This is a genomic window from Pseudoalteromonas sp. (assembly GCF_036960685.1).
Taxonomy (GTDB): domain Bacteria; phylum Pseudomonadota; class Gammaproteobacteria; order Enterobacterales; family Alteromonadaceae; genus Pseudoalteromonas.
In genome coordinates this window covers 207647-220112 of sequence record NZ_JBALXK010000004.1, presented here as the reverse complement: position 1 = coordinate 220112, position 12466 = coordinate 207647, and the positions used below count along the sequence as shown (strand labels likewise).

Sequence of the window (12466 nt, the reverse complement as noted above, 5' to 3'; positions counted from 1 at the left end):
CAATACGTTTAATATCATGTTTTCAGTTGTTTTTGAATCCAAATTGCGGCCGATAGAAGTCAAGGTGCATTGCTGACAGCGCAAAAGAGATTTAACGGCAGCAACTAAAGTATTAAATCTGGCTTTATGAATAGAGTTAGGGGTGACGGCGCGGAGCATATTGTGCAAAATAGTAGAAGCATTCATGGTGTTTAGTTCTGTTGTTTTTGGCGATTCATAAGATCACAAAACACCATAAATGTTCCCTCACTACCCACATTTTTTAATACTATTAGTTCATTGATATATAAAGGGTAATTACCCGAGTTTTAGTTAACCAATAGACAGTTTGGTGCTTGGATAGCGAAGTTTTTTGCTTCTTGGACTTGCTAAAAAGTAAGCAATAGTGAGCGGGCCAATGCGGCCTATAAACATTAAAAACATAATAATGAATTCACCTATCGGCGATAACGAACCGGTAAGCCCACGCGATAAACCTACCGTGCCGATTGCCGATACCGCTTCAAACGCAATATCAACAAATGGTGCATCTTCTACCAAGAGTAAAGTAAATATAGCTAACCAAGTGACTCCCGCTGAAATAATAGTTAATGCCAATGCTTTGTAAATGGTTTCTTTATCAATTTCTCTGCGCAGCACTGTCACGCCTTTATCGCGGCGTAAGTAGCTGTAGGTAGCTAAAATTAATACCACAAAGGTTACCACTTTGATACCACTGGCGGTGCTGAGCGAGCCACCACCAATAAACATTAACATCATAGTCAGTGCAGTGCTGGCATTGCGTAGCTCTTCGATTGCGAGGGTATTAAAACCAGCGGTACGGGGGGTTACTGCCTGAAACCATGCCGCTAACCATTTTCCAAGCTCACTTAGCGGTTGTAAGGTATTGGGATTGTTGTATTCAATGGTATAAATAAGCAACAGCGCCACCACGTTAATAACCACGGTGCTGATGATCATTAACTTACTGTAAGTACACAGCCCTGCCCAGCGCTTTGATTTGTATAAATCCATCCACACCGTGAAACCAAGGCCACCGACAATAAATAAGCCAGTAATGGTGAGGTTGACGACTGGATCTGCAACATAGTCCATCAGGCTGTTAGGGCTGAGGGCAAAACCAGCATTATTAAAGGCACTGATAGTATAAAATATCGCATGTAACAAGGCTTTTAACCAGCCCAATTCTTGACCCCAATACAAGGTTAGAATAAGAATACCTAAGGTTTCGACTAATAATGAAAACAGCAATACGGACTTGGCGGTGCTGACTAAGGTTGATGTATCTGTTTGATTAAAAGCGGCTTTAGTCACGGTTCTTTGAATAAACCCAACTTTGTTACCTAACGCAATTAAGGTCACTACAGCAAAGGTCATTAATCCTAGCCCGCCAAGTTGTATAAGTAGGGCAATAATTGCTTGCCCAAATACCGTAAAAGCTGAACCAGTATCAACAACGACGAGTCCAGTTACAGTAACCGCAGAAGTTGCTGTAAATAAGCTTTGCTGCCAACTGATCGGAATATGTGCTGCAAAGGGGAGTTTGAGCAGTATTGCACCGAGTATTATTAAAATAATAAAACCAGCGCTTAAAATAACCGGCGGTGCGGCATTTAGTTTTCTATTGCCCCGTGGTTTTCGCTCAATTGGGGCTGTTAAGGGGTGCCATTGGACCATATTTTATACCAGCCTTGGAGCAATGTATTTTAACTCCGCCCGATTACCAGCTAATAGTAAACTATCGTGCTCCTGCAATCTAAAGTCGTGCTCGAGTTTAATGAATGTTTGTTTACCCCGTTTTACCAGCACCGGATCGATTTCGCCTTTAGTATCTTTTAGTAATTGCCCTAACGTTACATCCTGTAAGTTCGATTTTATATGAACTTCGACTACATATAAGCCATTACCCAGAGCAATATAATCGTTTACCATTGGATAGTTTAGCGCTTGCGCAACACGGACCCCCATTTCTTCCTCTGGATGAATAATGCGGCTAACCCCTAATTTTGAAATAATTGTGTGATGTGCTTTAGTGCCTGCTTTTACCCATATTTGTGCAACGGCTAAGTTCTTTAATGCTAAAGTACACAAAATACTTGATTGCATGTCTTCGCCAATCGCTACCAGTACTGCTTCACTATTTGCTAAATCTAGCTCCTTTAACGCCGCTTCATCCGTTGAGTCACACACCACTGTTTCAGATAAGTGCTCAACATATTTTTCGGCGAGTTTTGGGTTGCTATCAACGCCAGTCACCGTGTGTCCTAAATGGATCAACTCCAAGCTTGCTGCAATGCCAAAACGGCCTAAACCGATAACTGTAAAATGTGCCATAGTATTCCTTCGTTACTTTTTCCAAAAGCTGTGAGTAAAAAGTGCAAAAACAGTAAAATATTCTAACCGACCCACGATCATAGCGACCGAGAGTATCCAAATACCTGTATCTGAAACAGGTTGAAAGTTAGCGCCAACTTCACCAAATCCAGGGCCAAGCACATTGACGCATGCTGCTACCGCAGTAAATGCACTCCAAAAATCAAGGCCAGTTGCCATAAGCATTAATGTAAATAATAAGCTTGAACCAGCGGCAAAGGTCATAAATGCCATAATTGCATGACGTACATCTTCTTTAACGGGCGAGCCTTGATATTTAAGTGTAAATATTGCTCTTGGGTGAAGTAACTGCTTAATATTGTTATTAATCATTTTGCCAACAATAATGTTGCGGATTATTTTATTTCCGCCAGCGGTTGAACCTGCACAACCCCCAAGGTAGCCTGCAATAACCAGTAAAAAACCGGCCTCAGTTGGCCAGTTAGTAAAGCTTGCTGCGCCATAACCTGTGCTGGTAATAAAAGAAATAATATGAAAAGTAGAAAAACTAAATGCTTCAAGCACATTTGAGTAGCTGTCTTTAAGCAGTAGCATAGCGGCTAAAATAACCGCTAAAAGCACCACTATATAAATAAAATAACGTGTTTCTTCATCATGATAATAACTAGCAATGGCTCTTTTATGCGCCACTTTGAAGTGCAAGGCAAAGTTAATAGCTCCTGCAAGCATAAACAAATTAGCTATCCACAACAGTAAATGGCTTTGGTAATACCACATACTGGCATCGTGGGTTGAAAACCCCCCAGTTGAAACCGTGGTAAAGGCATGTGCAATTGCATCGTAAAAACTCATTCCGCCAGCATAATAAGCTAAACTACAAAGTACGGTGATAGCTAAATAAACACCCCATAAGTAATGAGCGGTACTGGCAACACGCGGAGTTAGTTTTTCGTTTTTAATTGGTCCGGGGGTTTCTGCTTTTAATAATTTCATGCCACCAATATTCAACATAGGTAAAATAGCCACTACAAAAATTACAATGCCTAACCCGCCCATCCATTGTAGAAATTGTCTATACAATAAAAAGCTTGGAGGCATGTTGTCTAGCCCCGATAACACAGTTGCGCCAGTCGTCGTTAAAGCGCTGATCGATTCAAATAACGCATCACTAAAGTTAACGCCAGTGACGACTAAAATAGGAATGGCGCCCAGCAAACCTACTATAATCCAGGTTACTGTGGCGTATATGAGTGCATCTCTGAATGTTGCTGTGGTTAAATCCGTTTTTCGTAAATTGATCAGTAGCACTAAAGCAACGCAGATCATTGTTGCAGCAGGAATAAGAAAAGCCCCAATAACCCGATCTTTAAAAATAAACAATGAAAGGGCGGCAAATACCAATTGTACAACCCCCATCCAAATAATTGGAAAGGCGAGTAGTCTTAAGGTGATTTTCCAATTTATCATCAATACGCCTTATCAAATACCTACACTAGGTAAGCAGCAATTACTACTAAAGTGGCGCTAAATATACGGTAGGAAATAGTAAAGTCAGCGTTGCAAAGCAAAGCTTTATAAAGATTTAATATCTAGAGCAAAAAACTTTATAAAAACTTTATAGTCCCTGCCTAGTAATCACAGTAAGCTAAGAGGAAGTCTATGAAGAGCGATAAAATGAAGATAAAACAATACCTCAGTGCAATTGCTGCGAGTGTACTAATGCCAATACTGATTGTGTTGGCTATTTTTCCGGTGCGAGATTGGTTTACCACCACAGATATTGTGATGCTGCAATTATTGTGGGTTACTTTGGTGGCGCTGCGCAGTAATCGTCGTGTAGCGGCAATTACCACTTTAGTCAGTGTGGCCTGCACAGACTGGTTTTTTGTTACCCCGTATTTCACTTTTCATATTGAAAATATTGAGTATATGGTGACCTTTGCGGTCATGCTGATCGTGGGATTGGTGATAAGCCAATTAGCAGGTCAACTTACAAGTAAAATTAGTGATATTAAACGCCATGCCAGTAACACCAGTTGTTTGTATGAGCTTGCCAAAGGTTTAAATGGCCTCGATGAAGTAGACAGTCAGCGCGACTATTTCCAAGCGGTAGTTGAGCAACACTTACAGATAGAACTTGATTGGCAACAAGCTAGAATGACTCAAAATGCACAATCAACACATTACTTTGCGATCGGTGAAGTTGATAGTCGTTGGGGCGGTTTTACTGCATCGCAGCAACTTGATGAGGAACAAAGTGCATTTTTAAACACTGCAATCTCAGTGTTATATCAGGCTCATGAGAACACTCAGCTACGCCAGCAATCGGCTGCTATTTCTGTGCAAGCAGAACTCGAGAGAGCTAAAAACGCTTTATTGCGCAGTTTGTCGCATGATTTACGAACCCCACTTGCAACGATCATGGGCGCATCGAGCATGCTCGCGGATGAAAACATTGTACTCACAGAGGCAATGGCCGCAGAGCAAGCGCGTAATATTTATGAGCAAAGTAAAATTCTTAACGAACATTTTGATAAAGTGATGGAGCTTAGTCGGGTCAATAAAATGGGCGAAGACTTAAAGTGGCAAGCCATTAGCTTGCAAACCTTGATCAGCGAAGCGCAAGCGCGTCGTCAGCAGCTGTTATTTGATTTTCAGCTCGTCACTCAAGTAAGTGAACAAGACAGCTGCGAAGGGGATATCACCTTGCTTGAAATTGCTTTAGCGAATATGTTTGAGAATGCCAGCCGCTATGGTGATGGTCACGCGGATCTCAGCTTTCATTATCGGCAACATGCGCAGCAAGTTGACTATCAACTGTGCATTACTAATCGCTTAGCAAGCTCACTGCAATCAAGCACTGACCAAGGTGTTGGCTTAGGCAGTGTCATTTGTGATGTGGTGGCTAAATTTCACCACGGAAGTTTTACTTTAGATATTAATGAGCAGCAACAAAGTGCTACTGCCTGTTTAGTATGGAGTAAGTTAAATGATTAATATTTTAGCTTTAGAAGATTCACCACCACTGCAGAGCTTTTTAAAAACGTTATTAGCAGCCAGTGGTTATCAAGTGAGTGTGAGTGCTAAAGGGCTTGATGGTTTTGCGCTTTTAAGCGAACAAAGTTTTGATTTAGTGTTACTTGACTTAGGCTTACAAGATATGGACGGGCAAGATTGGCTAGTGGAACTTAGGCAGTGGAGCCAGTTGCCAGTGCTGGTACTCTCAGCACGCGATGGTGAAGTTGAAAAAGTCACCGCCCTTGATAATGGCGCTAATGATTATCTCACCAAGCCTTTTAGTGCTAATGAATTACTGGCGCGAATTCGCGTGTTATTACGCACTAATACGCAAACGAGTTTAGCTTTAACCTGCGGCAATATTACCATTGATCCACATAAACACACTGTTACACTCGCGCAGCAAGAAGTTAAACTTACCAAAAAAGAATATGCAATTTTACTGTTAATGCTGCAAAACAAAGACAAAGTGCTTACTCACAATGCGATATTAAGTCATGTATGGGGGGAGCAGTATATTAACCGCCCTGAATATGTCCGTGTGCATATGGCTCAACTAAGGCAAAAGCTTGAAGCGAATCCCGCAACTCCAAAGCATTTACTTACAGAGCCGGCGGTAGGCTACAGGTTAGTTGATTGAGGAGGTTTGGGTATATAAAGCGTAAAGGGGCTTTACACCCCTTTTAAGCTAGCGCTGGTAAGGGCTTAACCGTATTTTGCTTCTAGCTCATCTGCTGTATGGTACTTTTCATGGCTTTTTAATTGCTCTAAGTAGCGGGCAATTTCAGGGAAGTGGCTAATAGCGCCAGTTTCGGCTACTTTTTCAACCACAAAAGACAGCATAAAGTCGGCGCCAGTTAACTGCTCGCCTACTAGATAGTTTTTGCCAGTTAGTTTTAGGTTGATATAACTTAAAATTTTGCCAATTTCGTGATCAGCGTAGTCGGCAATAAAATTAGTTTTACAGCCATCTTTGGTAATAAATAACTTCAACAAAAATGGCACCATGGCAGAGCTTTCTGCAAAATGTAGCCACTGCTGATAATCAATATAGTCTTTGCTATCACGGCTTGGCGCAAACTTGCCGTTACCATATTGCGTAATTAAATAGTCAGTGATAGCACCTGACTCAGTAATAATTTGGCCATTGTCCTCAATCACTGGGGATTTGCCTAGTGGATGAATCGCTTTGAGCTCATCAGGAGCTAAAAATGTTTCGCTATTGCGTTGATAGGCAACAATTTCGTAGTCAACTTCTAGCTCTTCAAGAAGCCAAATAATACGTTTAGAGCGTGATTTATTTAAATGATGTAATTTGATCATGGTTGTCCTTAAAAGCGCAGCCGTAGCTGCGCAGGGTAAATTTAAAGTGATTTATTTACTTGTACTACCGTTTTGCCAAAGTTTTTGCCGTCAATCATATCGTTAAATGCAGAAACGGTATTTTCAAAGCCTGTTACTAAGTGTTCACGATAATGAATCTTACCTTCACTAAGCCATTTTTGCATATCTGCGGCGAATTCATCATAACGATGGCCGTAATCATCAAAAATTATAAAACCTTGCATTTTTATACGTTTAGAGAGAATCTGTCCCATTAAAGCACCCATGCGATCTGGGCCTTGTGGTTGTTCAGTGGCATTATATTGCGATACTAAGCCACACAATGGCACGCGTGCAGCGGTATTAAGTAAAGGTAATACGGCATCAAACACTTTTCCGCCCACATTTTCATAATAAACATCAATACCTGCATCACAGGCTGCTGCTAGTTGCTCTGCAAAATCATCAGCTCGGTGATCAATACAGGCATCAAAACCAAGCTTTTCAACGGCGTATTGGCACTTTTCACTACCGCCTGCCACACCGACAACTTTACAACCTTTGAGTTTTGCAATTTGCCCAACAGTTGCGCCTACTGGGCCCGTTGCTGCGGCTACCACCACGGTTTCACCTGCTTTTGGTGCGCCGATATCTAGTAGACCCATATAAGCAGTAAAGCCAGGCATACCCATAATACCTAATGCATACGATGGGTTACTTGGCTCTTTACCTAATGGCATTAAGCCTTCACCATTTGAAATCGCATATTTCTGCCAGCCTGTATACGCTAATACCCAATCGCCTTTTGCAAACTTGTCGTTATTTGATTGTTCAATTTGGCACACGGTTGCACCCACCATTACATCGCCAATCTCAACAGGGTCAGCATATGATTTTGCATCACTCATACGGCCACGCATGTAAGGGTCGAGTGATAAATAAATAGTCCGCAGTAATACTTCACCTTGCTGTAGTTCCGGCAGTTGTTCGCTTTTAAGTTCAAAGTTATCAATTGTTGGCGCGCCATGCGGGCGAGATTTAAGAGTAAATTGTTTGTTTGAGATAGCTTGCATAATTGTTTTCCGTATCGAGTTAAGAAAATGCTGCATAACGACTGTAAATCTAAATGCTCAGCCGTCATGGTATTTGCAGCGAGTTAAATGCTTAAGTAATGAACTTAGGGCTGTGCTTAGTAAATTCAACACTTAGCATAGATTAGTTTATCGCTATACGGAGAATCACTTTTGCAGCAATGCAACGCCAAATTTGTTAGCGGCCAAACATTTTTTATTACGAGAATATAAAAAGCAGACACCACAATCAGTGTCTACTCTTGTATTTTAAATCCCTGCAATAAAAAAAGGGGATGCTTAATTACGCGTGCGGTTTAATTAAGTATTTTTCACCTGTGGCTTGTTTTGAATAAGCCTCAATAGAGTGTAACTGTAATACTTCAGCAAGCGACACTTCATGGGTGTAATTACTGGCAAAAGTGGTCGTGATTTCATCTGCTATACGTTTGCGCATTGCTTTTACTGTACTAGGGTTCAGTTTGCCTAGTGCATTAAATAGTAAGAACCCGTTAACACCCCATGCAAAACCAAAGTTGCGATTTAGCGTAATTGGGCCGCGGTTTAAGGCACCATAAATATAAACTTGTTTGAAAGTGTCTGAGCCATAAACACTGTATTCAGTGATATCACGTGTTGCAGCAACTTCCATACAGTTAAGAATATCACTGGTGAGTTGGCCGCCACCAATTGGATCAAACGCAATCGTGGCACCGGTTTCGATAATAGCGGCTGTTAAATCAGCAAGGAACGTATCATTACTTGAGTTAACAACGTATTTTGCACCCATATCATGTAGTAACTTTTCTTGCTCCGGCTTACGTACAATATTGATTAAATCAACACCATCGGCAATACAAATTCGGTTTAAAATTTGACCAAGGTTAGAGGCAGCTGCGGCATGAATAATTGCTTTATGGCCTTCTGCACGCATTGTTTCAACCATAGCTAATGCGGTAAGAGGGTTAACAAAAGAAGAGGCACCTTCTTTTGCTGTTGTTCCTTCTTTTAATTCTAAGCAGCTTTGCACATTTGCGCATATAAATTGACGATACGTACCACCACCAATTACAGCTACGGTCTTACCTATTAATGCTTGTGCAGCGGGCGATGATCCTGCAGCAACAACAGTACCGGCTCCTTCATTACCAACCGGGGTCGCCTTACCAACACGTGTTTTAAGCGATGACATAAATTGCGCCGGAACATCAGCAGTAATAACGGGGTTTTGCTCAGTACCGGTTTGTTTTGCACTGGACATATCAGCGGCACTGAATAACACACCTAAGTCAGATGGATTTAATGGCGCAGCTTCAATTCGAATAACGACTTCATCAGCACCGGGTTGTGGCATATCAATGTTTTTTAAGGCAAGCGTTAGTTTGTTATCTTCACTGATAGTTGAAGTAAGTTGGATATTTTTATCTGTCATAATGTTCGCTCCTGATAATGTGTATTAATTAGTGCAATAGCTAAGTGTTATTTAGCATGTGTTATCTGAATATGAGCTTGCGTAAGCTGGCTCGACTCAACAACACATAAAAATGTAATGTAAACGCATGCGTTTAGGTTAAGTACATTATTACTTGTTTAAATTTGCTTATATATAGGGGAAAATGCGAATAACTTTTGTCTTTAAGACAATAATGTTATTTATTGAAAGGAGAGCTTAGATGGATCAACTACGGGCAATACGCTACTTCATTAAAGTTGTTGAAACGGGTAGCTTTACCAAAGCGGCAAGCACGTTTAATGTGCCGCCGTCCTCTTTGTCTAGACGCGTCGTTGATTTAGAAAAAAGCTTAGGGGCAACACTTTTAAAACGCTCAACCCGTCTTGTGAAACTGACAGAAGTTGGACAAATTTACTATAACGACGTTCAGCAAATAGTAAATCAGCTAGAGCAAAGTCACGAAACTGTGCGTAGTTACCAAACAACTCCAATGGGGCGTTTATCAATAAGTTCGATGGTGAGTTTTGGTGACAAAATATTACTGCCATTATTAGAGGAATTTAACGTCTTATACCCTGAAATTATACTTGATGTTAGTTTAAGTGATGAGCTATCGACACTGGGGCGTGACGATGTTGATATTGCTATTCGTGGCGGTTATGCACCTAATGAGCGTGTGTTAGCTATAAATTTGATGAATAATGAGTTTATTCCCGTAGCATCGCCAGGTTATTTAAAAAAGCACGGTGTGCCTAAAAATGCCATGGAGTTAAAGCATCACAATGGCCTTTATTTTAAAACGCCACTTGGGCCAACACCATGGTTATGTAAAGTAGATGAGCAATGGCATGATGTGTCAGGACCGGCTGTAGTTATTTCGAATAACGGAGCATGGTTGAGTAAAAAAGCCTGTAATGGGGAAGGCATTTTAATGTCAACTCGCTGGGCACTTGCTTCATACCTCGAATCCGGCGAACTGCAAGAACTTAAGTTTGAACATCAGCTGGCAGTAACGCAAAATTCTAATATGGCTATTTATTTACTGTATCAAAAGCAGCGATATTTAGTGCCAAAAGTGAAAGCCGCCGTCGATTTTTTGGTACAAAAAATAAAAGTAAAAGCCGATTGAGCACAAAGTTTTAAAGCAAACTGTAAGTTTCACTAAAGCATCACTGATATCTTTAGTTCTCAAAGCAATTGCAAAATTACATGATTAAACGCATTAGTTGTGTTAAAAACAACCTGTAAATTGATTTTATTGACGAGGGAATGACATGAAAATACAACCATTTATATTAGTAGCCTTGATGAGTAGTGGCTTAAGTTGTTTTGCCACGCAAGCTAATGACGAAGTATTGTCAGTTGACCAGGTTGCGTTGCAAGGAATGCCGTTCAGTTTTGAAAATGATGCCAAAGTAAGGCCGAAAAACAGTGACTTTAGTGTGGTTAACTCGGTACTGATGAGCAGTGAGCAAGGCCGCCGAGTTGCCGTGGTAACAATTCGTAATGACGCGTCAGGTTCACGCATTTTACAGGCTGAGCACATTATGGCGTTATTTGCCGATGGCAGACGGGTTTCACCCTTGGCATTGGCCGATAATATTAAATTAGAAGATGGCGAGCAGCGCTCATTAACGCTGTCATTCGGCGAAGATAATTACCCGATCTTAACTATCTTCACCAGTAATAATTTAAATTAGGAATAATAATAAAATGAAAGCGATGATCTGTGGATTAAGCTGTGCGGCAGTTTTGCTAAGTACCGCCTGTTTAGCAACGAATACAGTAACTAATACAACTGCTAATAGCAGTCGTGACTTTGTTGCTGATAATACCTTTACGCAAGGTGTAGAAGGGCCGGTATTTTATAAGCAGCATTTATATGCGGTTAACTTTGCTGAACAAGGCACGATTGGCAAGGTCGATAGTAATGGTAAAGCTGAGCTATTTATTAAACTGCCAAATGACAGCGTTGGTAATGGTTTGCAATTTGATAGCCAAGGCAATTTATACATAGCTGATTATGTTAATCATAATATTTTAAAAGTGCCTACTAATAGTCAAAGCGTTGAGGTTTTTGCTCATAATAAAACCATGAACCAACCGAACGATATTGCTATAACTAAACGCGGCGCGTTGTTTGCCAGCGACCCAAGTTGGGCAAACAGTACCGGTAAATTGTGGCTTATAAATGCTGATGGTAGCACGCAATTACTTGAAGACAATATGGGCACTACCAATGGCGTGGCGGTCAATAACGATAATAGTAAGCTCTACGTGAACGAGAGTGTGCAGCGGGTTATTTGGCAATACGATCTTGATAGTGATTTAAACATCAGTAATAAACAGCCGTTAATTAAGTTTGCTGATCATGGTATGGACGGCATGCGTGTAGATAACCAAGGCAACTTGTTTGTGGCACGTTATGGCGCAGGTGTAATATTAAAAATTAGTCCCGCAGGTACAATATTGCAAACTTTTATCTTAAAAGGGCAGCACCCAACTAATGTGGCGTTTAATGACGAGCAAACAAAGCTGTTTGTCACTATGCAAAAACGTGGTGCGATAGAGGTGATTGAGCTGTAAAAATGGCAAACATTAAACCCTCTAATATTAAGTGCTTTGTAACCCCAGAGAGCTTTTATAGTTGGCTTGAAGAAAATCACCTTCATTGCAGCGAATTATGGATGCGAATTTATAAAAAAGGTTCAGGCCATCAGTCTATAAACTGGCAAGAGTCGGTAAAGGTAGCGCTTTGTTGGGGCTGGATCGATGGCTTAAAAAAATCGTTAGATGATGACTCATACCTACAGCGTTTTACTCCTCGTAAAGCAAAAAGTGTTTGGTCAAAACGTAATACTGAATATGTAGCGCAGCTGATTGAAAGTGGTTTAATGCAAGAAGCCGGAATGATCCCAGTCCGTTTGGCAAAAGCCGATGGTCGCTGGGATGCAGCTTATGCAATATCAGCAGACATGCAATTCCCTGATGATTTTTTACAGGCATTAGTTGCCAAGCCAGACACACAAGCGTTTTTTGACTCATTAAGCAAATCAAACAAACATATTATCTACCATGCGTTGAGTTCAGCTAAAAAAGCAGATACCCGCGAGCGCAGGCTTGCCAAGTATTTACTGATGCTCGACAACCAGCAAAAACCATCGTAGCAAAAGCAGCTGAGACTGCCTTATTCTTTTCAATACAAACTTAGTTCGTTAAGTCCTGCAACGCTATTGCGCGCCAGTGGTGGAGTAATGCGCTGCTATTG

12 protein-coding genes are annotated in these 12466 nt (G+C 41.0%); 6 read left to right on the top strand and 6 right to left on the bottom strand.

Features of this window, described 5'->3' with window-relative positions:
* Positions 1-312: 312 nt before the first annotated feature.
* Genes V7783_RS05980 through V7783_RS05970 form a run of 3 tightly spaced genes read right to left on the bottom strand, consistent with a single transcriptional unit; the run spans position 313 to position 3801 of the window.
* Complete coding sequence (locus V7783_RS05980) at positions 313-1677, bottom strand: TrkH family potassium uptake protein (RefSeq protein WP_335677936.1); 1365 nt, start codon at positions 1675-1677, stop codon at positions 313-315.
* Between the two features lie 3 nt (positions 1678-1680).
* A complete protein-coding gene (locus V7783_RS05975) occupies positions 1681-2334 on the bottom strand; it encodes a potassium channel family protein (protein ID WP_064664681.1) in 654 nt (217 codons plus the stop codon).
* A gap of 12 nt (positions 2335-2346) precedes the next feature.
* Positions 2347-3801 carry a TrkH family potassium uptake protein gene (locus V7783_RS05970; RefSeq protein WP_335677935.1) on the bottom strand — a complete coding sequence of 485 codons (1455 nt, stop codon included), beginning with the start codon at positions 3799-3801 and terminating at the stop codon, positions 2347-2349.
* Positions 3802-3993: 192 nt separating this feature from the next.
* Here V7783_RS05970 and V7783_RS05965 point away from each other — a divergent pair, with 192 nt between their 5' ends.
* Positions 3994-5331 carry a DUF4118 domain-containing protein gene (locus V7783_RS05965; RefSeq protein ID WP_335677934.1) on the top strand — a complete coding sequence of 446 codons (1338 nt, stop codon included), beginning with the start codon at positions 3994-3996 and terminating at the stop codon, positions 5329-5331.
* Positions 5324-5992: a response regulator transcription factor gene (locus V7783_RS05960; protein ID WP_335677933.1), complete on the top strand. Its 669-nt coding sequence runs from the start codon at positions 5324-5326 to the stop codon at positions 5990-5992. Before V7783_RS05965 ends, V7783_RS05960 begins: the two co-directional genes overlap by 8 nt.
* Positions 5993-6057: 65 nt before the next feature.
* On the opposite strand, the gene V7783_RS05955 is transcribed toward V7783_RS05960, so the two are convergent.
* From V7783_RS05955 to V7783_RS05945, 3 genes are all read right to left on the bottom strand, one after another.
* Positions 6058-6675 (bottom strand): glutathione S-transferase family protein, encoded by a 618-nt coding sequence (locus tag V7783_RS05955; RefSeq protein WP_335677932.1) that lies wholly within the window; start codon positions 6673-6675, stop codon positions 6058-6060.
* Between the two features lie 41 nt (positions 6676-6716).
* A complete protein-coding gene (locus tag V7783_RS05950; RefSeq protein ID WP_335677931.1) occupies positions 6717-7748 on the bottom strand; it encodes an NADP-dependent oxidoreductase in 1032 nt (343 codons plus the stop codon).
* Between the two features lie 301 nt (positions 7749-8049).
* Positions 8050-9177: a zinc-binding dehydrogenase gene (locus V7783_RS05945; RefSeq protein ID WP_335677930.1), complete on the bottom strand. Its 1128-nt coding sequence runs from the start codon at positions 9175-9177 to the stop codon at positions 8050-8052.
* 241 nt (positions 9178-9418) lie between these two features.
* On the opposite strand from V7783_RS05945, the gene V7783_RS05940 reads away from it, so the two are divergent.
* The 4 genes from V7783_RS05940 (at position 9419) to V7783_RS05925 (ending at position 12365) form a co-directional block, all read left to right on the top strand.
* Positions 9419-10327 (top strand): LysR family transcriptional regulator, encoded by a 909-nt coding sequence (locus V7783_RS05940; RefSeq protein WP_335677929.1) that lies wholly within the window; start codon positions 9419-9421, stop codon positions 10325-10327.
* A 145-nt stretch (positions 10328-10472) separates the two neighbouring features.
* On the top strand, positions 10473-10898 hold the full coding sequence (locus V7783_RS05935) for a hypothetical protein (protein WP_335677928.1): 426 nt from the start codon (positions 10473-10475) through the stop codon (positions 10896-10898).
* Positions 10899-10911: 13 nt separating this feature from the next.
* On the top strand, positions 10912-11784 hold the full coding sequence (locus V7783_RS05930) for an SMP-30/gluconolactonase/LRE family protein (RefSeq protein ID WP_335677927.1): 873 nt from the start codon (positions 10912-10914) through the stop codon (positions 11782-11784).
* Between the two features lie 2 nt (positions 11785-11786).
* The gene (locus V7783_RS05925; protein ID WP_335677926.1) at positions 11787-12365 is read left to right on the top strand and encodes a YdeI/OmpD-associated family protein; all 579 of its coding nucleotides are present in this window, start codon (positions 11787-11789) and stop codon (positions 12363-12365) included.
* The last annotated feature ends 101 nt before the right edge of the window (positions 12366-12466 follow it).